The following is a 23,879-nucleotide window of genomic DNA, read 5'->3' as shown; positions in this document are numbered from 1 at the left end:
TTGTTCTAGTTTTCATTTTCGTTGTAATAGTTTAAAAATCTTTTTTCTACATTACTTAAGTGGATAAGCATTTTATTTTTTGCTAGTACAGTATCCTGTAGCTCGATGGCCTTCAATATTTCTATGTGTTCTTTATAAGCCTCTTCTGCGCTTTCAGGCACCGTCTTGGAAAGGATCAGAAATGATCTGCTTAGGTCATCATTGATTTTTTGAAGGAGTTTCCTTATTTCCGTGTTGGTGGTGACTGACACGAGCGAGAGGTGGAATTCTTTATCAAGTCTCATGAACTCAGCATATCTGTTGTTATCTATTGCCTGCTTCTGCAGTTCCAGGTTCTCTTTCAGGTTATTGGTCATATCAGAGTCGATTTTCATTATCGTCTTTTCAATGTTATAAACTTCCAAGAGATTGCGTAATTCCATATATTCAAGGGACATCTCTTTAGTGAAATCGGCAACGACAGCAGGCGCCCCCGTCTTCTGTATAATCAACCCCTCTGAAGCAAGGCGCATCAAAGTATCGCGAAAAGGTGTACGGCTGATGCCGAGTTGTTTTGAATACTTTTCTTCTGGTAAAGGATCTCCGGCCCTCAATTCACCGGTGAGTATCGATTCTTTCAATATTTCAAAAGCTTGGTCGGAGAGGCGGGAGCTTTTGGGGATTTTTTTCATATCAAGTATCCTTTCATATCTAATGTGCTGCTAGAGGACGATTATCCTTTAAAGTGTGGCCATGAAGCGTTCCATGCGCTCCATCCCTTCTTCCAGATTGGCCATGGAATTAGCGTAGGAAACTCTGATGAATCCTGCTCCCTCATTCGAGAAGGTTGAGCCGGGGACTACAGCAACATGCTCTTCTTCGAGAAGCCTCGTGGCAAACTCCAGATCATCCAGTCCTGTGTGTGAAACATTAGGGAAAATATAGAAGGCGCCGGTGGGGATATTGCATTTGAGGCCCATGGTTGAGAGCCTGTCATATATAAAATCTCTGCGTGCCTTATAGGTTTCATTCATTTCTTGTGGGAAAGACCGTGTATGGTCTAAAGCTTCTATCGCAGCATATTGACTTGGCAGGGATGCACAAATCGAATTGTTGAGGTGGACACGAAGAACATATCGGATCAGATCTGCAGGGCCGAGCACGTAACCGAGGCGCCATCCTGTCATGGCATGCGATTTTGATAATCCGTGTATCAGAAATAGCCTGTCCCGGATTTCCCGAAATGAACCAAATGATGTGTGTTCGCCGCTGAACGTATTCTCACTGTATATCTCATCTGAAATGATGAAAAAATCCTTATCCATTATTATGTCGACTAATGCTGCGGTTTCCTGCTGTGATAATGATATTCCGGTTGGGTTCGAAGGATAGTTGAAAATGATGGCTTTAGTCTTATCTGTAATCGCTTCGATCAGTTTTTCAGGAGTGACTTTAAAATTCGAGTCTGAAACGTCGATATAGACGGGTACACCTCCATTTAAACGGATGAGCGGTTCGTATCCTGAGTAGGAAGGTGAAGGGATTATGATTTCATCTCCTTTACGGATGATGGTACGAAGAACTGAATCGATGGCTTCACTTGCACCGTTGGTCACCACAATCTCTTCAGCAGAATCATAGTGGAAGCCGTAAGTATCAGCGAAAAAGCTTGAGATGCTCTCCCTGAGTTTCATCAAACCTGCGTTATGTGAATATCCAGTTTTACCTTTCCTTATTGCTTCAATGGCTGCTGACCTAATGTTTTCTGGAGTAGGAAAATCTGGTTGTCCTATTGTCAGGTTTATGCCGTCGCTATAGCTGCTTACTTTGTTGGCAAACACTCTTATTCCAGGTATTTCTAAGGTTTTCGCAATATCGTTTATCACTCTGGTCATTCTTGCACCTCCTGTATTGTATACAGTATACAATATCGATTATATTGGCATATATTAGTAAAAGCAACTTTTATCGAAAAAAATAAATAATATAAGAAAGCGCTTAACCTTAAATTATCACACTTTTCGCAATAGTCGTTGACAACTTTTTTAAACTGCTGTAATCTTTTTGTATACAGTATACAACTCATTGAAAACGTTATCATTATAAAGGGGATGGAATGATGAAAAAGTTATCGGGTATTGTGGCTACTTTAAGTTTGGTTTTTATATTGACAGCGTGTGGAGGAAGCGGAGAAGAGTCATCAGCTAGTGGAGGTAGTGACGAGTCTGTGACATTACAGTTAGGTCATGCCTTGTCACCCGGGACGCCTGCTGCAGACAAAATTGATGAAATGGCAGAAACTGTAGAGGAGGAAACCGATGGTCGGGTCGTATTCGACATCTACCCGGACAGTCAGCTAGGCTCTGAAACAGAAATGTTAGAGCAGATTCAAGTAGGGTCGATGCAGGCTGGCGCAATTATGGTCGGGTCGATGCAGACGCTGGATATGAAGATGGCAATCGAGGACCTTCCATATATGTGGAAAGACGTAGAACATGCACGCGAAGCCTACAAAGGCGAGTTCGGTGAAAAACTGGCGGACATCGCTTCTGAGCAGGGTCTCACCCAAATCGGTTATCTCGAATGGGGCAAAAGGCATATAACGAACAATGAGAAACCGATTGTCGATCCAGAAGATCTAGAAGGCGTCAATATCCGCGTTGCCGAAACAGCACTTAGAGTCGATGCTTTTGAAGAGGTAGGTGCTCTGCCTACAGTTATGGCATTCAGTGAAGTCTATGGTGCGCTTCAGCAGGGGGCGCTTGATGCACAGGAAAATCCATTGTCTGTTATAAATGCAGCTAAATTTTATGAAGTCCAGGACTATCTGTCATTGACGGGCCACTTCTACAATACAGTGATGATGATGGTCGAAACGGACACTTGGGATCAGATTTCTGAAGAAGATCAGAAGCTTATAAAGGAAGAAACGTCTAAGATATCCGAAGAAGTCACTGAAATGAACGACAGTATGGAAGAAGATTATCTGGCGGAATTGGAAGAAAACGGCATGCAGATCAATGATGATGTGAATACTGAAGCTTTCCGAGAAGCTATGCTTCCAGTTTATGATAAATGGGAGGAAGAGGTATTTGGCAAAGAGCTGATGGATGTATATAGAGAAGCATCTGGATGGGAAAAGTAAAATCCATCAATCTTTAAAGGGGCGTAAATAAAAATGGGATTTACGAAAATACTAGTAAAGTTGTTGACGTGGATGTGCATTATAACCATCACATTACTGACGTTCATCGTTTTGTTGCAGGTCGTCACCAGATTCTTCGATTATTCCCTGCCGGGCACCGAAGAATTATCCAGGCTATTCATTGTATGGTTGACTTTTCTTGGCAGCAGCCTGGCCATCTATGAAAAGATGCATCTGGCAGTAAATTATTTTGTCAATAAATTCAAGACCAAGCATCGTAAGATTTTTTATATCCTGGTCAACGCTTTAATAATAGTATTTTATGCAGTACTGACTTTTTATGGATTTAAATTATCCATGAGTGCAATGTCACAAACATCATCGACTTTGCAGCTTCCAGTCGGAATCTCGTACTTGGCGATTCCGGTCAGTGGATTATTCTCACTCTACTTCATAGCAATGAACCTGACCGGCTCGCCTACTGAAGAAGAGGAGGAGATGATACCATGATGATTATTCTCATACTGCTCATCTTTTTTGCTCTTCTCTTTATAGGTATGCCAATCGCCTATGTCATAGGGTTGGTGTCCATTGCCATGTTGATGTTGAGTGGCGTTTCACTCGAAATAGTCATCCAACGCATGTTTGCCGGTGTGGACAGTTTTTCATATTTGGCACTGCCTCTATTCATTTTGGCCGGAAACATAATGGGTAAGGGTGGTTTGACGAAAAGACTCATGGCATTATCCAGTGCTGTGGTCGGACGTTTCACCGGAGGTACAGCAATCACTACGGTCGTTACTACTGCTTTGTTTGGGGCCGTATCTGGTTCAACAGTTGCGACAACATATGCTGTCGGGTCAGTGCTTGTACCCCGCTTGCAGGAAGAGAAATACAGCAATTCATTTATCGCCAGCATAATTGGACCAGCTGGAGTATTAGGGCTTATCATACCACCGAGCATCACAATGGTGATACTCGGTATTACAGCTAATATTTCAATCGGTGATCTGTTTATCGCCGGTCTCATTCCAGGCATCATACTGACTGTTGCTCTATCAGTATATGTGGCGGTGATTGCGAAGAAAAAAGGATATGGAGAAATTCCTGCAGAAACTCCTAAGGGGAAAGAGTTCTGGGTAATAGCATGGCGTGCATTTTTCCCTCTGCTGACTCCAATATTTATCCTTGGTAGTATTTTCAGTGGTTTTGCAACAGCTACTGAGGCAGCTGTCATTGCCGTTGCGTATGGCTTTATCCTTGCACTTGTATACAGGGAACTTAACTTCAGGACATATAAGGAAATAATGGTGTCTTCTGCAGTTACTTCTGCAACTATCCTCATTATAATTTCTGCAGCCAATGCATTTACATATGTATTGACAGCCAACCAGATACCGATTATGATCTCGAATTTCTTCCTGGATTATGCTACATCGCCGTGGATGTTCCTGATTATAGTCTCGATAATTCTGCTGATACTAGGTACTCTTACAGAGGTAACATCCCTAATTGTGCTTTTGAGCCCAATATTCATGCCGATAGCGACACAATACGGAATCGATCCAGTCCATTTCGGGATGGTATTGATCATGAATTTCGCTCTGGCAAACATCACTCCGCCTGTTGGTTTGTCGTTAATCGCTGGGTGCAGCATTACAGACAGGCGGATGGGTATAGAAGAGACATTGCCATATATTCTTCATGTATTGGCGATCGTCGGCGTTATGGTCCTGATCATAATATTCTTCCCACCGTTATCAACATTCCTTCCAGGACTGTTCAAATAGGAGAGATTAAATGATTTTGAAACCAAGTGAAGTCACACATTTTGACAATCTTCATAGTGGAACCGGCAGTGTAATTATTGAAAAGATATTGCAGCCTGGCACAGTCGATGGCTTGGACCTTTTCGCAAAAGTTACAGTAGAGGTTGGTGCAAACATCGGGTATCATGAGCATACTGACGACTCGGAAGGCTACTATATTTTATCCGGAGAGGCAGAATTTATGGATTCAGATCAATCGGTGAGGAAGGCATGGCCTGGAGACCTTTGCCTGATTGTAAAAGGCGAGTCCCATGGTATAGTCAATATAGGGAAAGCGCCGCTGATTTTTCTGGCTGTTGTCTTCTAAAGGCTAAAATTGAATAGATGTACGGCAGGCGCAGTGACATCATGCAGCCTGCCATTTTTAGATATTCTGGGTGTGACTTCATGACATGGGAGTCACTGACTCGACAGGTTTTATCTATAGGCAAGTTGATTCTGAATATTACAAAAATAATAGGAGGGTATCCATGTCGACTGTGGAACAGCTTTATACGGCTTACGCGACGAATGAACCATTGGAGCTTGGAACGCTTGAAATTGAATCCAGGGAGGAAGCTTACAGTATCCAGGATGAAGTGTTGAAGATGAAGGAGGAGAACGGGGAAATCCTCATGGGATATAAAATCAGCCTGACGAGTCAGGAGACCCGTGATCTGTTCGGCAGCGAGACGCCGCTCTACGGAGCAATGACTGATGTAACCGTGCGGAGGGGGATCAGTTTGAAGGATTATAATATACCATTGCTCGAGATGGAACTGGTGTTTCTGATCGATGAAGAAATCTTTCCGTCAGACTCCGCCGAAGAGATAATGAAGAAATGCCGGGTGGCCCCGGGTGCAGAGGTGCCGGATGGACGTTATAAGGATTGGTTCCCGAACACCAGCTTAACTGAGATCATTGCGGACGGCGCGGTGAACGGTGCAGTGATATATGGAGCACCAGCCCGTTATGGCTACGGTGATCTTGATGACATCAAAGGTGTCCTTCGGCGCGATGGGGAGATCCTGAAGGAGGGGTATTCCACTGAAGTGTTCGGTCATCCGGCCAAATCAGTAAAGTGGCTGGCGGAGTCTCTTGCTGGTAGGGGTAAGAAGCTTGTGCCCGGGATGTTCGTGTCTTCCGGCACTTTCAATCTGCCGGTGCCACTTAAGCATGGGCATTACGAAGTGGAATATGAAAATATAGGGAAAATGATTTTCGAAGTCACTGTGTGATGATTATATAACCAAACAAAAGGCATCCTGTGGTCAGTCCACAAGATGCCTTTTGTCATTTATAGTTTTACGACCCAGCCGAAAGGGTCTTCAATTCGTCCATATTGGATATCCGTCAAGTCATCATACAGCTCTTGGGCCGCCGGGCCAACCTGGTTATCGTTGACGATGTAGTCGACGCCATGGATGTTCAGCTTGCCTACTGGGGAAACGACGACTGCCGTACCTGCGCCAAAGACTTCTGTGATTCTGCCACTCTCCAAGTCTTCTGCAAGCGTATCGATATGGATGGCTTCTTCCTTGACTGTGTACCCTTTATATTCCGCCAATTGGATGATGGATTTCCGGGTGATGCCAGGGAGGATGGAGCCATTAAGTTTTGGAGTGATCAATTCGCCGTCACGGATGAAGAAGATATTCATGCTGCCGACCTCTTCAATATATTTCTGCTCGACGCCATCAAGCCATAGAACCTGCTCATACCCAAGTTCATTGGCCTTCTTCTGGGCAAGCAGGCTTCCTGCATAGTTTCCACTTGCTTTAGCGAAGCCGACACCGCCGCGCACAGCACGAACAAAGTCATCTTCGACATAGATGCTGGTTGGGCTGAGTTGGGCGCCATAGTAGCCGGCGACCGGGGACAGGATGATGTTGAACTGATATGTCTCCGATGGTCGGACACCAAGATACGGCTCATCCGCAAAGACAAATGGGCGGATATAAAGCGACTGGCCGGGACCATCGGGCACCCAATCACGCTCTAGCTTGATCAATTCGTAAAGGGCATTGAGCGCATTTTCTTCGTTGATTTCCGGCATCGACAGACGGGAGAGCGATTTATTCATCCGGCTGAAATTCTCATCCGGCCGAAAGAGCAGTACATCCTCTCCATTTTTGTAGGCTTTCAACCCTTCAAATACCGATTGGCCATAGTGGAGTGCCTGACAGCTAGGTGAAAGCTGCAGATTCTGATAAGGGAGTATGGAAGGTTCTGACCATCCATACTCAGGGGTATATTTGTTCGTGAACATGTAATCCGTGAATACTGTACCGAATTTCACCGTCGATACATCCGGTTTGTCCTTAAGGTTGTTGGCCCGTTCGATTTGCAGTGTCTGTGTCATTATAATTCCTCCCTTAATTGTTGAGCAGTAAGTGGTGTTGTGGGTTGTGCAGTGTTTTTAAACTTCTGTCTATAGATCGCTCTTACGTAGAGACCTCCAGTAGCAATTACCGGTATCAATCCGAGGATAAGTGATATTTCATAATTCATACCAAGCGTTTCCGGGGCGTAGAAGAAATAGGTCCCCACCACGCCTGTCATGAACAATGCAGGGATGCCAGCAATGAAATGGAATTTCCCTTCTTTGATCAAGTAAGCGGTGGCCACCCATAGCATCGTAGCTGCAACAGTCTGGTTCGTGAAACCAAGGTACCTCCACAGGAAGGAGTAGTCGATTGTAGCGAGCATGAATGCAGGGACCGCGACCAAGGCGGTCATCAGAAATAGTTTCATCTTACCTTCAAACTTCACGAATTGTCCAATCGCCTCAGTGAGCATCATGCGGGAAGAGCGGAGCGCAGTATCGCCGGTTGTGATCGGCAAGATGACTGCACCAAGGAATGCAAGGATAGCGCCCGATGTACCGAGGTAGCCGATTGAAATCGAGTCGATGACGCCAGCAGGACCACCATTGGCCAGCGCCGCGCCGAGCCCCTCCGTCCCACCGAAGAAAGTCATGCCGGCCGTAGCCCAGATGAGTGCGATGATGCCTTCTGCAATCATAGCACCGAAAAAGACTTTACGCCCTTCAGATTCTTTTCTGACCGTGCGCGCGATGATCGGGCTCTGGGTTGAATGGAATCCTGAAATTGCACCACAGGATATGGTGACCATCAGAAGCGGCCAAACGGGTAATGATTCCGGATGGGCCGTCTCAAACGTCAGATTGGGTACCTGTGCCCCCGAGAACAATAATCCGCCAAATACCGCAGCTGCCATGATGATCAACACTGCGCCAAAAATCGGGTAGATTCTGCCTATTATTTTATTTATCGGCAGGATGGTGGCTGTAAGGAAATAGGCGAAGATGACCACCAGCGCCACGAAGAACGGGATGGCTCCTCCAGTCTTGAGTGAAATCAATTCTGCTGGTCCTGCTGTAAACGCGGCTGCAACGAGAATCATCAGTGTCAAAGAGACGACATAAATGAAGACTTTAACCCCTTTGCCGAGATAACGTTCTACAAGTGCAGGGAATTGTGAGCCATTGTGGCGAATGCTCAGCATACCTGAAAAGTAATCATGGACCGCACCGGCGAATATACAGCCTACGACGATCCAGATCAATGCAACAGGTCCATACAATGCGCCGGCGACTGCCCCGAACACGGGACCAAGCCCCGCTATATTGAGAAGTTGGACGAGCCACCCTTTGATGGGATGCATTGGAATATAGTCGACACCATCGGCGCTTTTATAAGCAGGTGTTTCATTAGTATCATCAATAACAAATATCTTCTCAATAATCTTTCCATACACCATATAGCCGAGTATTAGAAGAAGAACTGAAAAAGTAAGTGTCCACATAATCGAATGCCTCCCTTTATTGGAAAATTGTTTACATCTTATCAGTTTCCAGAGGGAATAGCAACACTTTTTCAGATAATTTAGATTTCTCTTTTTAGCAGAGGAATTCAACAGAAAAATATAACCGAATCGTGTAGTAATACTGGGGGTGTATCCGGTTTTTAGAAGCATTCTACCCATGGTACACATTTTTCATGTAATCTGAAGAGGATAGTCCCATTTTGAACTATACCGATGAGCTGAGTAATGAAGGGGACGCAATATGATTGAAGGAGGAAATTATGAAGAAAATAAAATTATCTGTTGTTCCAGGAGATGGCATCGGAAATGAAGTGATGCCCCATGCCTTAGATATACTGGATGTAGTAGGGGAAATTCACGGTGGACTGGATTTTGAATATGAACATTTCGAATATGGATGCGACTATTATCTTAAGCATGGAAAAATGATGGCAGATGATGGGATGGAGCGCCTGGCTGAATCGGACAGTATCCTGCTTGGTGCAGTGGGCGATGCTTCCAAAGTGCCGGACCATATCTCTCTATGGGGACTGCTTTTGAAAATCCGGCAGGAATTCGAACTGGGAATCAACGTCAGGCCGGCAAAGGTATTTAAAGGGATCGATTCACCACTGTCTGATCCGGCGCATTTCGACCTGGTCATCGTGCGTGAAAATAGCGAGGGAGAGTATAGTTCTGTAGGCGGGCGCATGTACCGGGGAGATGATGAGATTGCGATTCAGAACAACGTCTTTTCAAAAAGGGCCACAAAACAGGCCATGGAATATGCATTCAAGCTTTCTGCAGGGAGGAGTCATCATGTAACGAGTGCGACGAAATCGAACGGCATATTTCATGCCATGCCTTTTTGGGATGAAGTGTTCAGCGAAACGTCAGCACAGTATGAAGGCATTACAACGTCCCAACAGCATATCGATGCACTGGCGGCTTCACTCGTCACCCATCCACAGCGCTACGATACTATAGTGGCCAGCAATCTATTCGGAGATATCCTCACCGATATCGGTGCAGCAATAATGGGGAGCATCGGCATCGCACCATCGGCTAACTTGAATTTGAACGGCAAGTTCCCGTCGATGTTCGAACCTGTCCATGGTTCTGCGCCAGACATCGCCGGGCAGGGCGTTGCCAATCCTATAGGTCAGATTTGGACGGTCAAAATGCTGCTGGATCACCACGGTGAGGAAGAGATGGGGTCTGTACTGCTCGATACGCTGGAAAGTGTCGCAGCAGAAAGAATTCTTACACCGGACGTAGGCGGAAATGCGACAACTGATGAAGTAGCAGGTGAGGTAATCAAAAGGTTGAAAAGGAAAGTCTAAAAGGATGGCTGTTATATCAGCCATCCTTTTTAAATTGAAATTGTAGAACCACTAGAGTTGTGGTACTATTCTGATTAATGAAGAACGGATTTATACGTTGTGCACCCGAGGAGGGGAAAATATGGACGACAGAAAAGAATTGAAATCGATACTGAAGGATTGGCGGCTGCACGCTGTTGTCCTCACCATTGTCTTGTTTACAGAATTAATCGGACAGATATCCATCCCCGTCGGCCCAGGAGCGATTCTGTTGTTGCCGATGCTCTATGCGTTGATTATCGGTTTTGGATTGTATTTCACTCCAGTGATTTCGAAAATTCAATCCATCAATGCCGAGCCTTTGATCGTCATGGGAGTGGGGGTGCTCATTGCTAAAATAGGGGTTATCATCGGTCCTCAGGCAAAAGAACTGATTGCGGTTGGTCCTGCCTTGCTGCTCCAGGAGTTCGGCAACCTCGGAACCATCCTAATTGCACTGCCTGTGGCAATATGGCTCGGCATGAAGCGGGAGAGCGTAGGGATGACCCACTCGATCGGCAGGGAGCCGAATGTCGGACTCATAATGGATCGATATGGTTTCAATTCGCCCGAAGGGCGCGGGGTCATGACGATGTACATATTCGGCACGGTGTTCGGGGCAATATTCCTTGGGTTGATTGCAGGTTTGTTGGCAACAGTGACGCCGATTCACCCATTGTCGTTTGCGCTCGCTTCAGGCGTCGGCAGTGGTAGTATGATGGCGGCCGGCAGCGGGACACTGATTGCTGCATACCCCGCATTGGAAGACCAGATAATCGCATTGGCTGGAGCAAGCAATCTGATATCTCTTGCTACTGGTCTCTATGTCAGCATGTTCATCGGACTCCCTCTTGCCAATAAAATCTATTCTGTGATGAACCGGGAAGAAACAGGGGGACGAAGCGAATGAAGAAGATCATCGATTGGACTTTAATACTATTGATATTTGCAGGAATAACCCTGCTCGGGAACATGATTGGATATGATATCTACTCATGGGGCGCAGTTCCTGGCATACTGGTCCTGATTTTGATTGCATTGGCGGGAATGATTATGGAAGAATATATCCCGGTCAATATTCCAGCAGTCGGTTATATCGCGCTAATCGGCATTATCATATCGCTTCCGGGGTTTCCCGGATCTGAACAGGTGGTTACTTGGACGAACGATATTGAACTGCTGGCCATCACTACTCCAATACTCGCTTATGCAGGCATCTCGATAGGACGCAACTGGGCCGATTTCGCAAAAATGGGATGGAAGTCTATTGTAGTGGCGATTTTGGTTTTCATAGGTACATTTCTCGGTTCTGCTTTAATTGCAGAAGTTGTGCTGAGGATACAAGGCATCATATAAAAAAAGGCATCATATAAAAATCACGCACCTCATCGAGGTGCGTGATTTCATTCTGTGGTAGAAGATATAAATTAGGTCAGATCAACTGTTTCAGCTTCTGTCTCGTCATCATTCATTATTTTAGCCGTTTCAATCTCTATTTCTATGGCTTGAAGATTATCATTGCCTTTTAACTTCTGATAAGTCTGCCCAATTTTAGCGAGTGTCTCGTCAACATCAGGTGTAACATCTTCAGGCAATTTGGCTTTACCTAAAATTTCCACAAAACGCTCGCTCTTGTCAGTGCTTTCTTCATAGCCGAGAAGGATATGAGCATAAGGGTTCTTTTCAAGATCCTCTATTTTGTAGGTATCTTTCGTTGTGTACGTATAGAGTGTAAGACCATCATTATAGAAAGTCATATAACGGCTCATAGGTTTGTCCTCACGTATTGTGGCCATCGTACCTATTTTGTTGGAATCGAATATTTCTTTCAGCTTATTGGTGAAATCTGTCTTATTCATGGATAAACCTCCAATTAATGATCATTCTCCATCCTTATACCCATCTACAGGAAATAATAATCACGGTTGATTGCTGATGCGCAATTAGTAGTATAAAAAAATTTATATGCTTCTATTCCCTTCATATATATACTGCAAAATATGGTATGATTGTCTGACAATCGTGAAAAAGATTTACATATTAAGGAATGATTCAATGGGAAAAGAAAAGCTTTGGACCAAAGATTTCATCATAGTCTTCATCTTCAATTTCTTCATCATGCTGGCGATGTTCCTGCTTATGGTGACGATAAGCGGCTACGCGGTAGAAGAGTTTAATGTGTCCACCAGTACAGCAGGACTCGTATCGGGTATTTTCATTGTTGGTTCGCTGGTCGGACGGATATTGACTGGTCATCAGCTCAGTCTGATCGGTGCAAGGAAAATCATGTTCATCGGTACGATCATGTTCATCATTACATATGGCTTGTACTTTGTTGCCGGGAATCTCACCTTGCTGCTGCTTGTGCGCTTCTTCAATGGTCTGGCTAATGGAGTTGCAACCACTGCAGTTGGGACCATTGCAGCGCTCGCCTTGCCGAAATCCCGGAGGGGCGAGGGTATCAGCTATTTCAGTCTGAGTTTTGTAATGGCGACCGCCCTTGGGCCTTTCATGGCCTTCTTCCTGCTCCAGTACATCACCTACCAGACGCTGTTCGTCATCGTCTTCACATTAGTGCTTGTCGCCAGCCTCTTTACAATCTTCATCAAGACGGATAATACGACGATAGACTTGTCCAAAGAGCCTAAGCCCAAATTCCAGTGGATTGATAGGAAAGCGATGCCGATTGGCATTGTGGTATTGCTCATCTGTATGGCATACTCCACGGTGCTGTCCTTCATTGCATTATTTGCAGAGGAACAGAATCTTGTTTCAGCTTCAAGCTACTTCTTCCTGGTCTATGCACTGATCATATTGGTTACCCGCCCTGTGACTGGAAGGATCATGGACCAGGTTGGCGCCAATATCGTCACCTATCCGGCTTTTATAGTGTTGGCGATAGGGTATCTTACACTCGGTCAGACTACTTCCGGCTTGATGCTGCTGGTATCCGGCGTGCTGATTGGGTTTGGTTATGGAAATCTCCAATCGATTACACAGGCACTCTGCATTAAAGTGGCAGATGCCAAAGACGTTGGCCTCGCGACGTCTACTTATTTCATTGCACTGGATTTCGGTCTAGGGGTAGGATCCTACATCCTTGGTGGTTTTGTACCGATGATTGGCTACCATGGCCTGTATAGCATGATGGCCTTGCTTGTCCTGGCCGGAGTGGTAGTATACTACTTCGTATATGGCCGATATGAGAGAAGGGGTGCAAGACCTTAATCATGATGCAAAAGAGATGATCAAGTAAGCATCAATCATAAAAGCGCAGCAGCGAACATTACAAGAAAAGACTTCATGTTGTATTTTCCTCACCCATTGTATTTCCTGTGGTATGGTTTTTACTCCGATATTCGGATTGTGGCCATAGAAAAGCCGCTTATGCCAATCAGCATAAGCGGCTTATTTATATTGAAATGATTATACCTTCTGGGGCGTTGCCAACCAGTTTTCGGCCCATTTCTGCAATTCATCCATGAAGGGCTCCATTGCATATCCTTTTTCTGTAAGGATATATTCTATCCGCACCGGGGTTTCCGGGTAGACTTCTCTTTTGACCAGACCCTCTTTCTCAAGCGTCTTGAGACGTTCCGAGAGGACACGCCCACTGACACCGATGGAAGACTCGAGGTGGCAGAAACGCTTCGGCCCTTCGAGCAGCTGGTAGATGATGAGTCCTGTCCATCTCTGACCGAGAATACCCATGGCGCTTTCAAACTTTGGACAGATCGAATAATCCATATCATCACTCCTTGAGAGCCAGTATAACTCTTTTTGGGCGTGCATCACAACTAAACGAACCGTACTTGAATATAAACAATGCATAAGCGCATTATAATGATTGGATGTGTCCTTGCACTTGATGAATGCCTTCTATATATTGGAGTGTAGAAGAGAAAGTGGGTAGGTGACTTATGGTAACTGTAGAAAAAGCACTGAATAATAATGTGGTGATCGGCAGAGATGAGTTCGAAGAGGTCGTGTTGATCGGCAGAGGTATCGGCTTTGGCAAAAAAATGGGTGATGCGCTTGATATCGAAGATGCGGATAAGATATATAAACTAGAAGGGCAGCAGGATACAAGTCGCTATCAGACACTGCTGACGATGGCAGATGAAAAACTGTTCCAATCAACGCTTGAAGCAATCGAATTGATTGATGATATGACAACGATGACCATCAACAACCGCATACTGCTTTCCTTGACGGACCATCTGCTTTTCGCGATGAAACGGCTTGAAGAAGGGATTGATATCACCAATCCGTTCGTCAACGAAACGAAAGCGCTCTATCCGAAGGAATACCATATCGCTGAAGCGGTTGTCGATATGTTTGATAAAAAGTATGGCATCAGGCTACCAGAAGCGGAGACTGGGTTCATTGCCCTTCATGTTCACTCATCTCTTTATAACCGCTCACTCAGGGACATGAACCTTCTGTCCGAGGTCGTCCATCAGGCAATCGTCATCATAGAACAGGGACTGCGCACTGAAATCGATCAGTCATCTATCCAATATGACCGTTTTGTAAGACATATCAGCTTTTGTGTGCAGCGTGTAATGAATGGTGAGAGTGTACCCTCCCAAGATCATTTTGACTCATTGTTGAAAACTGAATACCCAACGTGCTATAATATAGCTGTAAAAATCGTGAAGATGATACAGAATAAATTGCAGCGGAAAGTCTATGATTCTGAAGTCGTTTATCTTACCATGCATATACAACATTTCAATCATTATTCCAAATAGACGTGTTACCGTAAGGGCATGAGTCTACAAGGGATGGTTTATTCAACCATGCTTTGTAAACTTATGCCTTTTTTCTGCTGATTCTTCACCTTACAAATAAACATATTCAAAAAGGAGGACATTATGTTCAAAAAACTATTTGGACAGCTTCAGCGTATCGGTAAAGCCTTGATGCTACCGGTCGCGATTCTACCGGCCGCCGGGTTGATGCTCGGAATCGGTGCCGCTATGCAGACTGAAGCGATGGTCGACCTGCTGCCATTTTTGGAAGCGGGATGGATCGTTGCCCTATCCAACATGCTGCAGGCAGCGGGTGGCGTTGTTTTTGATAACCTGGCATTACTATTTGCACTTGGTGTAGCAGTCGGACTTGCGAAAGGTGACGGCGTCGCAGCTGTTGCAGCTTTTGTCGGCTACATGATAATGAACGTGACGATGGGTCAGATTGCCCAGGTCACGCCTGAAATGGCAGCCGAAAATCCAGCATACGCAGACGTGCTCGGCATCCCGACCATACAGACTGGGGTGTTCGGTGGTATCATCATCGGTGTGATTGCCGCATGGGCCTACAACAGATACTACAACATCAATCTGCCGGATTTCCTTGGCTTCTTTGCCGGCAAACGTTTTGTGCCGATTGTCACCGCAGTATTCTCCTTCCTGATAGGGCTGTTGATGTTCATCGTCTGGCCACCTATCCAAGAAGGCATGAACTCGGTATCCCTTTGGTTGATGGAGGAAAACACTGCCATAGGCGTGTTTGCATTTGGTATGATCAAGCGGCTCCTCATTCCATTCGGACTGCACCACATATTCCACGCACCGTTCTGGTTTGAATTTGGTACGTACACGAACGTGGCCGGGGACATTGTGCGCGGTGACTTGAACATCTTCTTCGCCCAACTGCGCGATGGCGTGGAATTGACGGCCGGCAACTTCATGCAGGGTGAATTCCCAGTCATGATGTTCGGTCTGCCTGCTGCAGCTCTGGCGATGTATCACACAGCGCGTCCGGAGCGTAAGAAATATGTTGCAGGTATCATGATTTCAGCAGCGCTTACAAGTTTCTTGACAGGAATTACAGAACCACTGGAATTCTCATTCCTTTTTGTAGCACCATTATTGTATGTCATCCATGCAGTATTGGATGGACTCAGCTTCCTTATACTGTTCATGCTTGATTTGCATCTCGGATATACATTCTCAGGCGGCTTCATCGACTTCTTCCTGTTCGGCATCCTTCAGAACCGTACAGAATGGTGGTGGGTGATCGTTGTGGGACTGGTTTACGCTGTCATCTATTACACAGTGTTCAGAGTCCTGATTCAAGCACTCAACTTTAAGACACCAGGACGCGAAGACGATAGTGCAGAAGTCACAACTTCCACAGCGCAGGAACTGCCATTCAGTGTGCTGACAGCAATGGGTGGCGAAGAGAATATCAAACATCTCGACGCCTGCATCACGCGACTGCGTGTAGAAGTGTCCGATACGGCTGCGGTAGATGAAAGTAAACTCAAGTCACTCGGAGCCTCAGGCGTGATGAAGGTCGGCAATAACATGCAGGCAATCTTCGGACCTAAATCCGATCAGATCAGGAATGACATGCAGCGCATCATCGCCGGAGAAATCACTTCCCCGGCCGAAACGACCGTCACGGATTCCACAGCGGAAGAAGTGGAAGCGGCAGCCGGCGAGGAAATGATGCAGGATAATGATAAAGATATCTATTCTCCAATAGAAGGTGAAGCAGTTGAACTATCTGAAGTTCCGGATCAGGTGTTCAGTGAGAAGATGATGGGTGATGGTATCGCAGTCAAGCCAACAGACGGTATCGTCCGTGCACCATTCGATGGTGAAGTAGTGACGGACTTCCCTACCAAACATGCACTTGGACTCAAGAACGCGGGCGGACTTGAACTGCTTGTCCATTTCGGCCTTGATACCGTGAATCTAAAAGGTGAAGGTTTTGACCTCAAAGTGAAGACTGGAGACGAAATCAAAAAAGGTGATGTGCTTATGGAAGTGGATCTCGAGTATATAAGGGAACACGCAAAGAGTGACATCACTCCGATCATAATCACAGGACCAGCAGGCGTTGAAATCGCAGCGAGAGAGCTCGGTCCAGTAACCAATGAAGATGTCATTATCAACGTCAAATAACAATATGGGGGACGGCTCATGCCGTCCCCTTTTTTTATTGTCTGGAATTGTCAGCCACATTGATATCGTTTACAATTGAAGAGATAAAATTTTCAGAAAAAGGGGTGCAGAGCATGATTTCATTTCCAAAACCGGCAGTAGAACAATTCTTTTCTTCCTACAACATCAATAATTTTACGGTGAGTCCCGATGGAGAGAGGGTGCTTTTCAGTACGAACATCGATGGTAAAGTGAATATCTGGGCCATGGATCAGCCGGATACATATCCCTATCTTTTCGGAAAAAAGGATGAAGCGGTCAGTTTCATCAAGTTCGATCCAAAGAACCGCTATGTTCTGGCTGGATACGATAATGATGGAGATGAGAACTTTCAAATCTATGCGCTAAGTCCAAAGGGCGGTCTGCCTAAGCCGCTGGTCACTGGTGAACCGGATGAAAAATTCTTTTTCTCAAAGACATCGAGAGACGGCGATAGGATATACTACGGAACTTCCAAAGGAAATGAGAATTACTTGAATACAGAGGTATATGATCTGAAAAATGGAGAGACCCGGATCTTGCACGAAGGGGAGGGTGCCCCCACCTATCTTGTAGATATATCAGATGATGAGACCAACAGTGCCTATCTTCAGGTGCTGTCCAATACGTATATGCTCGGCTTCATCAAAACACCGGCGGGCATCGATTATATTACGCCTGATGAAACCGTTGTACAAACCGTCAGTGGGATGACATTCGTGAAGGATGACGAAGTATGGTTTGCTACCAACTACGGCAGTGAATACACTTATCTGGCCAAATATAATTTAACGGATAAAGTATTTTCGAAAGTGATGGACTTCGGCAATGAATCCGTATCAGGCCTGCAGTTCGACAGGCACCACAACATGCTGTACATCAATACAGAGCGAGGGGTTTCAGACTGGCTTTATTACTACGATCTGAACCATGATATGTCAGATGAAATCAAAGTGCCTTTTGATGTCGTGCGTCAACTCGCCGTCACAAAGGACGGTACACTATACGCCCTTGGAGGCAGCGCCACAGAACCTTTCAACATCTGGAAATATAATAAGGAAAAATGGAGTGCGCTGACAAAAAACCGTGTGCCGGGGGTCACCGCAAGAGATATGGTAGAACCTGAAAGCATCTTTTACGAATCTTTCGACGGCCTCGAAATAGAAGCGCTGCTATTTCGGGCGAAGGGAGGAAACCATAACGGTTATACGATATTTTGGCCCCATGGAGGACCTCAGGCAGCAGAACGCAAATCTTATCGTGCGATGTTCCAGATGCTGCTTAACAGGGGATATAACATATTCTGTCCCAACTTCAGGGGCAGCACCGGTTATGGTGCCTCGTTCGTAACATACGTCGAACAGGACTGGGGAGAAGGGCCCCGGCTGGACAATATAGAAGCAATCAAATGGTTGTTTGATAATGGAGTTTCTTCACCCGACACACTCTTCCTTGTCGGTGGCAGCTACGGAGGTTATATGGCGCTTCTGCTTCATGGCAGGCATCCTGAGTATTTTAAGGCTGTAGTCGATATATTCGGAGTGTCCAACCTGTTTACGTTCTATAACTCAGTGCCGGAGCACTGGAAACCGATCATGAAGCGTTGGATAGGAGATCCCGAGCAGGATAAGGAACGATTCGAAAGAGATTCACCGATCACTTACCTCGATACGATGTCACGTCCAATGCTTGTCATTCAAGGGGCTAAGGACCCGCGCGTCGTTAAAGAGGAGTCCGATCAGATTGTAGAAAAGCTGCGTGATGCAGGGAGGGACGTCGAATACCTCGTCCTAGATGATGAAGGTCATGGTTTTTCTAAAAAAGCCAACGAAATAAAGGTCTATAAAACGATGTTGCGATTTTTGGAGTCGCATCAATGAGATTTGCTTTTCTACGACAGGGAAAATATTTTTAGCTAGATAAGAAAGTGTGCATTTAAATTAATAAAACAAAAAACACCCCGTAGTGAGGTCATTGACCTGACTACGGGGTGTTCCTAATTAATGGATAAAGTTATGGCTCGCAACATTGCTTGCACTGACGGTTCTGGTTGTTTTATTTCCAACGCCGCCGGACCAGTTCATTTCTGAAACCACGATTGAGCCATCAGCGTTCACCGCTTCTACAACAGCCACGTGGCCAAAGGAATACGAGCCGTTTTGGAAAGCAGCAGATTGCATGATTGCCCCTACGGACGGAGTGTTGTTGACCTGTAGGCCTTCGCTACGTGCAGCACTCGCCCAATTTTTTGCATCGCCCCATGAATTGCTGACAGATGCGCCCATTTCTTTACGTCTTTCGAAGACATACCATGTGCAGTCTCCAGTCATATAGTAGTTGCTGCCGTATGAACCGGACGCAACTGAAGGTGCTGGGGCCTGTGGAGCCGGAGCTTGGACTTGAGTTGTTTCTTGTGAATTTACGTTCTGAGTCGCAACTTCATTATTGCTAGTATTTTCAACTACTGCAGGCGTTTCTTGAGATGATTGATTTACATTTTGGTTGTTTTCATTAGCAGATTGTTGAACATCTTCTGTTCTATTCTGATTTGAAGTTTGGGCAACATTAGATGATTCTTGCTCATTATTTTGATTTGCAGGCTGGGTTGCGGCTTGCTTCGGCTCAACCTGTTGGTTTGCATTATCTGACTGAGTTGCCTGAACTTCGGTATTGTCCTGGCTTTGTTCAACAACAGCAGGTGCTTCGGTTTCATTATTTTGGTTTGATTGCTGGGCTTCAGTTTTCTCTGAGTCGGCTTGTTGATTGGTTGTGTCAGCCTGAGCCTGTGTGTCCGCTGAATTATTTTGTGTTGCTGCTTCTGCCACAACAGGTGCTTTTTGTTCAGCTGGAACGGCGTCTGCAGAAACAATCAGCGTTTTGCCTGCATAGATCATATCAGAAGACAAGTTGTTCCATGTCTTGATCTGTTTATAATCGACATTGAATTTCTGGCCGATTTTATAAAGCGTGTCTCCACTTTTAATTGTATATATGCCTTGATTCTCTTCTTTAACGTGGGTTTCTTCCTTTTCCTCATCCACTTCAAGAACTTCGCCAGGGACGATCAGGTCACTGGAAAGGTTGTTCATCTCTTTTAGATTTGATACGGAAGTGCCGTTTTCGTTAGCAAGTCCCCACAGTGTATCGCCGCTCTCAACGGTGTAGTCCGCGGCCGAAACATTATGTGATGCAACTCCTGTGAGTGTAGTAACTGTCGCAATTGATAGCAATGTTTTTTTCATGATAAGATAAACTCTCCTTGAAATTTTTTTCGTCCACGACTAAAACTGTTTCTTAATTGAGGTGTATTTATATGTATCATTGAAATATATCCAAGATGGAACGGTTAAAGATTCATGACGATTCACAAGTAGAAAGTCTATCATGAATTGTAGCTTTATTGTTAAATGTCATAGATATGTAACTAGAAAGAAAAACTTGAAATATAATGTAATATCTATATATTGGTCCATATGATAGTGGAGACAACAAAAAAAGTTATTAGGCCATCTCGATTCGGGTATTGTTTAAAAAGGGGGGAGGGCCATGGCACGAAACAAGGGAAGACAGGACGGGCCGCAGTATCCACTACAGAAGAACGAGTACTGGTACACTTTCTTGTTCGATATGTTTTTGGAATCACTCGGTCTCATCCTACGTCTCATTGGAAAAGTATTCAGCATGCTGTAGAGGGTGAAATTATGCATATTGCGGTTGCGGTAAGTACAGGGATTTTATTTTTATTGCTGATCGGCATCGGTTTTGACAATTGGCCGATCGGCATCGGCGCAGGATTGTTCTTTGCGGTGACGAACTATCTGATGTTCAGGCAACAAGGGAATGGGAAATGAATCCAGCAGAAAATGTCTGGATTCATTTTTTAATCATCATATGCATACACAAAATGAAAAACTAGCTTGAGTGTATACAATACAATTTGAAGGCTTTTGTAAGAAAGGTAATATATAGTATGAATCGCAAGACCAAGAAGATGTCATCTATTTATGACGAAAGAAATAGCCAGGCCTTTATGACCTGGCTTTTTAAAATTGACTTTAATACCTATATGGGGTATAATTTAACTATAATGAATAGGACGTGATCACTATGGGTGAACATATGCATGACTACACCGTCGTTCCAAGGACGGACGAAGAAAAGACGAAGACGCTTAACCGCCTCAAGCGGATTGAAGGACAAGTGCGCGGTATCCAGAAGATGGTCGAGGAAGATCGGTACTGTGTCGACATATTGGTCCAGATCAGTGCCATCCAGTCAGCGCTTAAAAATGTTGGATATTCAGTGACGGAACGTCATATGAACCATTGCGTGACAGATGCGATCAACAAAGGAGAGGGAGAGGAATCAATCAAAGAATTGATGACTGTCCTTAAACAATTTTCAAAATAGGGGGTGACAGACGTTGAATAATGAGAAACATGTCGAATTGAACGTAACAGGCATGACATGTGCCGCCTGTTCGAACCGCATAGAAAAGGTTCTGAATAAGATGGACAATGTCTATGCCTCCGTCAACCTGACTACGGAAAAGGCAAGCATTAAATTTGACGGGGAACTTGTTGATGTTGGTGACCTCACCAGTAAAATTGAGAATCTTGGCTATGGAGTTGAAATGGAACATGCTGAATTCGATATAACGGGTATGACATGTGCGGCTTGTTCCAGCCGAATCGAAAAAGTGCTCAATAAGCAGGATGGAGTCGGCTCGGCGACAGTCAATCTGGCGACGGAGAATGCGGTCATCGAGTATAACCCGAATGTGCTGAGCGAAAAAGATCTGATTGGCCGTGTCGAGAAACTCGGCTATGGTGCAGAGCCGAAACGGAGTGCAGAAGATAAGGTGGATGCGAAGGATAGGCAGCTGAACCGGCTGAGGATCAAATTGATCATCTCTGCATTGCTTTCTGTTCCACTGCTTATAACAATGTTGGACCATCTGTTTGGTATCCAGTTGCCAAGTTTGCTGATGAATCCATGGTTCCAGCTGGCGATTGCGACTCCGGTACAATTTATCATAGGGTGGCAGTTCTATGAAGGAGCGTACAAGAATCTCAAGAGTGGAAGCGCAAATATGGATGTCCTTGTGGCAATGGGCACCAGCGCCGCCTATTTCTATAGTGTGTATGAGACAGGAGTCTGGGCAACGGATCCGACTCATAGTCCGCACCTTTATTTCGAAACAAGTGTCCTGATCATTACATTGATCCTTTTCGGTAAGTATCTTGAGCACAATGCCAAATCCAGGACGACCACTGCCATTTCCAAGTTGCTTGATATGCAGGCAAAGCAGGCACGTGTGATAAAAGAAGGTAAGGAAACGATGATCCCGATTGAGGATGTCGTGGTTGGAGATCGCCTTATCGTCAAACCGGGTGAGAAGATACCGGTTGATGGACAAGTTGTCAAAGGCCGGACTTCAGTTGATGAATCGATGATCACCGGTGAGTCCATTCCAATCGAGAAGGAAGTTGAGAATGGGGTTGTGGGCTCCACATTGAATGTGAACGGTACGATTGAATTTGAAGCGACACGAGTAGGTAGGGATACGGCTCTCGCTTCCATCGTCAAAGTGGTCGAGGAGGCACAGGGCAAGAAGGCACCGATCCAGAGGATGGCGGATGTCATTTCAGGATATTTTGTGCCCATAGTTGTCGGGATTGCTATCCTTACGTTCCTTGTCTGGTACATTCTTGTCCAGCCAGGCAATTTTGAGCCGGCATTGATTGCATCGATAGCGGTTCTGGTCATCGCCTGTCCATGCGCTCTGGGTCTTGCCACACCAACTTCCATCATGGTCGGAACCGGCAAAGGAGCAGAGAATGGTATTCTCTTTAAAGGTGGGGAGCACCTTGAAAAGACCCATTCATTGGACGTCATCATCATGGATAAGACCGGAACCATCACAAAAGGCAAACCAGAAGTCACCGACTTTTCCGGTAATGATGAAGTGCTCGGGTTGCTTGCTGCAGCTGAAAAAGGCTCAGAGCATCCATTGGCTGAAGCAATAGTTGCACACGCAACAGAGCGGGGGCTTGATATTCCGGAAGTGGACGATTTCACTGCCATACCGGGCCACGGCATCGAGGCATCGGTAGAGGGGAGGAAAGTGCTCGTCGGCACACGTAAACTCATGGCTGACAATGGCATTGCCAATGATACCATCACAGAGGAAATGACCCAGTACGAATATGACGGCAAGACAGCAATGATTGTAGCAGTCGATGGTGATATCAAAGGTATCGTAGCGGTTATGGATACTGTTAAAGAAAGTGCTGCAGAAGCAATACGCCAGCTGCAGGAAGACGGGCTTGAAGTCGTCATGCTTACCGGGGATAATACCCGCACGGCGGAAGCAATAGGCAGATCGGTCGGAATCGACCAGGTCATTGCAGAAGTTCTGCCAGAGGAAAAAGCAGAACAGGTCAAACGCTTCCAGGAAGCAGGCAGGACGGTAGCGATGGTTGGTGACGGCATCAATGATGCACCGGCTCTGGCCACAGCGGATATTGGAATCGCCATCGGTACAGGTACGGAAGTGGCGATAGAAGCGGCGGACATCACTATATTGGGTGGAGAATTGACACTCATCCCTAAAGCAGTGAGATTGAGTCACAAAACAATTCGCAACATTAAACAGAATCTCTTTTGGGCTTTCGCCTATAATAGTGCAGGCATACCAATAGCAGCGCTGGGTCTGCTTGCACCATGGGTGGCAGGTGCCGCCATGGCCTTCAGTTCCGTAAGTGTCGTGACGAATTCCTTGAGGTTGAAACGGGTAAAGATATAAAATGAAGATATATGG

At 45.5% G+C, this 23,879-nt stretch carries 23 protein-coding genes; 16 read left to right on the top strand and 7 right to left on the bottom strand.

Going from position 1 to position 23,879, the window contains the following annotated elements:
* Positions 1-5 precede the first annotated feature (5 nt).
* Complete coding sequence (locus ABD734_RS01675) at positions 6-671, bottom strand: GntR family transcriptional regulator (RefSeq protein WP_344700885.1); 666 nt, start codon at positions 669-671, stop codon at positions 6-8.
* Positions 672-719: 48 nt separating this feature from the next.
* Positions 720-1,874 carry an aminotransferase class I/II-fold pyridoxal phosphate-dependent enzyme gene (locus tag ABD734_RS01670; RefSeq protein ID WP_344700884.1) on the bottom strand — a complete coding sequence of 385 codons (1,155 nt, stop codon included), beginning with the start codon at positions 1,872-1,874 and terminating at the stop codon, positions 720-722.
* 221 nt (positions 1,875-2,095) lie between these two features.
* Here ABD734_RS01670 and ABD734_RS01665 point away from each other — a divergent pair, with 221 nt between their 5' ends.
* The 5 genes from ABD734_RS01665 (at position 2,096) to ABD734_RS01645 (ending at position 6,170) form a co-directional block, all read left to right on the top strand.
* Positions 2,096-3,124 (top strand): DctP family TRAP transporter solute-binding subunit, encoded by a 1,029-nt coding sequence (locus ABD734_RS01665; protein ID WP_344700883.1) that lies wholly within the window; start codon positions 2,096-2,098, stop codon positions 3,122-3,124.
* A gap of 33 nt (positions 3,125-3,157) precedes the next feature.
* Entirely contained in the window at positions 3,158-3,634 is a 477-nt protein-coding gene (locus tag ABD734_RS01660; protein WP_344700882.1) for a TRAP transporter small permease, read from the top strand.
* Entirely contained in the window at positions 3,631-4,914 is a 1,284-nt protein-coding gene (locus ABD734_RS01655) for a TRAP transporter large permease (protein WP_344700881.1), read from the top strand. Before ABD734_RS01660 ends, ABD734_RS01655 begins: the two co-directional genes overlap by 4 nt.
* A gap of 10 nt (positions 4,915-4,924) precedes the next feature.
* Positions 4,925-5,260: a cupin domain-containing protein gene (locus ABD734_RS01650; RefSeq protein WP_344700880.1), complete on the top strand. Its 336-nt coding sequence runs from the start codon at positions 4,925-4,927 to the stop codon at positions 5,258-5,260.
* Positions 5,261-5,423: 163 nt separating this feature from the next.
* Entirely contained in the window at positions 5,424-6,170 is a 747-nt protein-coding gene (locus ABD734_RS01645) for a 2-keto-4-pentenoate hydratase (protein WP_344700879.1), read from the top strand.
* Between the two features lie 59 nt (positions 6,171-6,229).
* Here the strand turns inward: ABD734_RS01645 and ABD734_RS01640 are convergent, their stop codons facing one another.
* Both ABD734_RS01640 and ABD734_RS01635 read right to left on the bottom strand, forming a co-directional pair.
* The gene (locus ABD734_RS01640) at positions 6,230-7,294 is read right to left on the bottom strand and encodes a branched-chain amino acid aminotransferase (protein WP_344700878.1); all 1,065 of its coding nucleotides are present in this window, start codon (positions 7,292-7,294) and stop codon (positions 6,230-6,232) included.
* The gene (locus ABD734_RS01635; RefSeq protein WP_344700877.1) at positions 7,294-8,760 is read right to left on the bottom strand and encodes a carbon starvation CstA family protein; all 1,467 of its coding nucleotides are present in this window, start codon (positions 8,758-8,760) and stop codon (positions 7,294-7,296) included. The genes ABD734_RS01640 and ABD734_RS01635 overlap by 1 nt, the downstream gene beginning before the upstream one ends.
* A 281-nt stretch (positions 8,761-9,041) precedes the next feature.
* Here ABD734_RS01635 and ABD734_RS01630 point away from each other — a divergent pair, with 281 nt between their 5' ends.
* From ABD734_RS01630 to ABD734_RS01620, 3 genes are all read left to right on the top strand, one after another.
* Positions 9,042-10,103: a tartrate dehydrogenase gene (locus tag ABD734_RS01630; RefSeq protein WP_344700876.1), complete on the top strand. Its 1,062-nt coding sequence runs from the start codon at positions 9,042-9,044 to the stop codon at positions 10,101-10,103.
* Positions 10,104-10,224: 121 nt separating this feature from the next.
* Positions 10,225-11,031 carry a DUF3100 domain-containing protein gene (locus ABD734_RS01625; protein ID WP_344700875.1) on the top strand — a complete coding sequence of 269 codons (807 nt, stop codon included), beginning with the start codon at positions 10,225-10,227 and terminating at the stop codon, positions 11,029-11,031.
* On the top strand, positions 11,028-11,477 hold the full coding sequence (locus ABD734_RS01620) for a hypothetical protein (RefSeq protein WP_344700874.1): 450 nt from the start codon (positions 11,028-11,030) through the stop codon (positions 11,475-11,477). The genes ABD734_RS01625 and ABD734_RS01620 overlap by 4 nt, the downstream gene beginning before the upstream one ends.
* Positions 11,478-11,548: 71 nt before the next feature.
* On the opposite strand, the gene ABD734_RS01615 is transcribed toward ABD734_RS01620, so the two are convergent.
* Positions 11,549-11,980 carry a pyridoxamine 5'-phosphate oxidase family protein gene (locus ABD734_RS01615; RefSeq protein ID WP_344700873.1) on the bottom strand — a complete coding sequence of 144 codons (432 nt, stop codon included), beginning with the start codon at positions 11,978-11,980 and terminating at the stop codon, positions 11,549-11,551.
* 196 nt (positions 11,981-12,176) lie between these two features.
* Between ABD734_RS01615 and ABD734_RS01610 the strand changes: the two genes are divergently transcribed.
* Positions 12,177-13,349 (top strand): MFS transporter, encoded by a 1,173-nt coding sequence (locus tag ABD734_RS01610; protein ID WP_344700872.1) that lies wholly within the window; start codon positions 12,177-12,179, stop codon positions 13,347-13,349.
* 198 nt (positions 13,350-13,547) lie between these two features.
* On the opposite strand, the gene ABD734_RS01605 is transcribed toward ABD734_RS01610, so the two are convergent.
* The gene (locus ABD734_RS01605) at positions 13,548-13,868 is read right to left on the bottom strand and encodes a winged helix-turn-helix transcriptional regulator (RefSeq protein WP_344700871.1); all 321 of its coding nucleotides are present in this window, start codon (positions 13,866-13,868) and stop codon (positions 13,548-13,550) included.
* Positions 13,869-14,041: 173 nt separating this feature from the next.
* Here ABD734_RS01605 and glcT point away from each other — a divergent pair, with 173 nt between their 5' ends.
* The 3 genes from glcT (at position 14,042) to ABD734_RS01590 (ending at position 18,936) form a co-directional block, all read left to right on the top strand.
* Positions 14,042-14,875, top strand: coding sequence for a glucose PTS transporter transcription antiterminator GlcT (glcT, locus tag ABD734_RS01600; protein ID WP_344700870.1), 834 nt, complete (start codon positions 14,042-14,044; stop codon positions 14,873-14,875).
* 123 nt (positions 14,876-14,998) lie between these two features.
* Positions 14,999-17,038, top strand: a complete 2,040-nt coding sequence (gene ptsG, locus ABD734_RS01595) for a glucose-specific PTS transporter subunit IIBC (protein ID WP_344700869.1) — start codon at positions 14,999-15,001, stop codon at positions 17,036-17,038.
* 113 nt (positions 17,039-17,151) lie between these two features.
* The gene (locus ABD734_RS01590) at positions 17,152-18,936 is read left to right on the top strand and encodes a S9 family peptidase (protein WP_344700868.1); all 1,785 of its coding nucleotides are present in this window, start codon (positions 17,152-17,154) and stop codon (positions 18,934-18,936) included.
* Positions 18,937-19,056: 120 nt separating this feature from the next.
* Here the strand turns inward: ABD734_RS01590 and ABD734_RS01585 are convergent, their stop codons facing one another.
* Positions 19,057-20,298: a LysM peptidoglycan-binding domain-containing protein gene (locus tag ABD734_RS01585; RefSeq protein WP_344700867.1), complete on the bottom strand. Its 1,242-nt coding sequence runs from the start codon at positions 20,296-20,298 to the stop codon at positions 19,057-19,059.
* A 304-nt stretch (positions 20,299-20,602) separates the two neighbouring features.
* Here ABD734_RS01585 and ABD734_RS01580 point away from each other — a divergent pair, with 304 nt between their 5' ends.
* The 4 genes from ABD734_RS01580 to ABD734_RS01565 all read left to right on the top strand — a co-directional run bounded on the left by ABD734_RS01580 (position 20,603) and on the right by ABD734_RS01565 (position 23,864).
* Complete coding sequence (locus tag ABD734_RS01580; RefSeq protein ID WP_344700866.1) at positions 20,603-20,746, top strand: hypothetical protein; 144 nt, start codon at positions 20,603-20,605, stop codon at positions 20,744-20,746.
* Positions 20,747-20,757: 11 nt separating this feature from the next.
* Complete coding sequence (locus ABD734_RS01575) at positions 20,758-20,907, top strand: hypothetical protein (RefSeq protein WP_344700865.1); 150 nt, start codon at positions 20,758-20,760, stop codon at positions 20,905-20,907.
* A 256-nt stretch (positions 20,908-21,163) separates the two neighbouring features.
* The gene (locus ABD734_RS01570; protein WP_344700864.1) at positions 21,164-21,466 is read left to right on the top strand and encodes a metal-sensing transcriptional repressor; all 303 of its coding nucleotides are present in this window, start codon (positions 21,164-21,166) and stop codon (positions 21,464-21,466) included.
* Between the two features lie 13 nt (positions 21,467-21,479).
* Positions 21,480-23,864 (top strand): heavy metal translocating P-type ATPase, encoded by a 2,385-nt coding sequence (locus tag ABD734_RS01565; RefSeq protein WP_344700863.1) that lies wholly within the window; start codon positions 21,480-21,482, stop codon positions 23,862-23,864.
* The last annotated feature ends 15 nt before the right edge of the window (positions 23,865-23,879 follow it).

Source organism: Salinicoccus jeotgali, from assembly GCF_039538805.1.
Taxonomy (GTDB): domain Bacteria; phylum Bacillota; class Bacilli; order Staphylococcales; family Salinicoccaceae; genus Salinicoccus; species Salinicoccus jeotgali.
The sequence above is the reverse complement of the archived record's forward strand: the minus strand, read 5'-3'. Positions and strand labels throughout refer to the sequence as shown.

Excerpts from the sequence above, each read along its gene's own strand:
- ABD734_RS01675 (WP_344700885.1), bottom strand. The coding sequence starts at position 671 with ATGAAAAAAATCCCCAAAAGCTCCCGCCTCTCCGACCAAGCTTTTGAA.
- ABD734_RS01670 (WP_344700884.1), bottom strand. The coding sequence starts at position 1,874 with ATGACCAGAGTGATAAACGATATTGCGAAAACCTTAGAAATACCTGGA.
- ABD734_RS01665 (WP_344700883.1), top strand. The coding sequence starts at position 2,096 with ATGATGAAAAAGTTATCGGGTATTGTGGCTACTTTAAGTTTGGTTTTT.
- ABD734_RS01660 (WP_344700882.1), top strand. The coding sequence starts at position 3,158 with ATGGGATTTACGAAAATACTAGTAAAGTTGTTGACGTGGATGTGCATT.
- ABD734_RS01655 (WP_344700881.1), top strand. The coding sequence starts at position 3,631 with ATGATGATTATTCTCATACTGCTCATCTTTTTTGCTCTTCTCTTTATA.
- ABD734_RS01650 (WP_344700880.1), top strand. The coding sequence starts at position 4,925 with ATGATTTTGAAACCAAGTGAAGTCACACATTTTGACAATCTTCATAGT.
- ABD734_RS01645 (WP_344700879.1), top strand. The coding sequence starts at position 5,424 with ATGTCGACTGTGGAACAGCTTTATACGGCTTACGCGACGAATGAACCA.
- ABD734_RS01640 (WP_344700878.1), bottom strand. The coding sequence starts at position 7,294 with ATGACACAGACACTGCAAATCGAACGGGCCAACAACCTTAAGGACAAA.
- ABD734_RS01635 (WP_344700877.1), bottom strand. The coding sequence starts at position 8,760 with ATGTGGACACTTACTTTTTCAGTTCTTCTTCTAATACTCGGCTATATG.
- ABD734_RS01630 (WP_344700876.1), top strand. The coding sequence starts at position 9,042 with ATGAAGAAAATAAAATTATCTGTTGTTCCAGGAGATGGCATCGGAAAT.
- ABD734_RS01625 (WP_344700875.1), top strand. The coding sequence starts at position 10,225 with ATGGACGACAGAAAAGAATTGAAATCGATACTGAAGGATTGGCGGCTG.
- ABD734_RS01620 (WP_344700874.1), top strand. The coding sequence starts at position 11,028 with ATGAAGAAGATCATCGATTGGACTTTAATACTATTGATATTTGCAGGA.
- ABD734_RS01615 (WP_344700873.1), bottom strand. The coding sequence starts at position 11,980 with ATGAATAAGACAGATTTCACCAATAAGCTGAAAGAAATATTCGATTCC.
- ABD734_RS01610 (WP_344700872.1), top strand. The coding sequence starts at position 12,177 with ATGGGAAAAGAAAAGCTTTGGACCAAAGATTTCATCATAGTCTTCATC.
- ABD734_RS01605 (WP_344700871.1), bottom strand. The coding sequence starts at position 13,868 with ATGGATTATTCGATCTGTCCAAAGTTTGAAAGCGCCATGGGTATTCTC.
- glcT (WP_344700870.1), top strand. The coding sequence starts at position 14,042 with ATGGTAACTGTAGAAAAAGCACTGAATAATAATGTGGTGATCGGCAGA.
- ptsG (WP_344700869.1), top strand. The coding sequence starts at position 14,999 with ATGTTCAAAAAACTATTTGGACAGCTTCAGCGTATCGGTAAAGCCTTG.
- ABD734_RS01590 (WP_344700868.1), top strand. The coding sequence starts at position 17,152 with ATGATTTCATTTCCAAAACCGGCAGTAGAACAATTCTTTTCTTCCTAC.
- ABD734_RS01585 (WP_344700867.1), bottom strand. The coding sequence starts at position 20,298 with ATGAAAAAAACATTGCTATCAATTGCGACAGTTACTACACTCACAGGA.
- ABD734_RS01580 (WP_344700866.1), top strand. The coding sequence starts at position 20,603 with ATGGCACGAAACAAGGGAAGACAGGACGGGCCGCAGTATCCACTACAG.
- ABD734_RS01575 (WP_344700865.1), top strand. The coding sequence starts at position 20,758 with ATGCATATTGCGGTTGCGGTAAGTACAGGGATTTTATTTTTATTGCTG.
- ABD734_RS01570 (WP_344700864.1), top strand. The coding sequence starts at position 21,164 with ATGGGTGAACATATGCATGACTACACCGTCGTTCCAAGGACGGACGAA.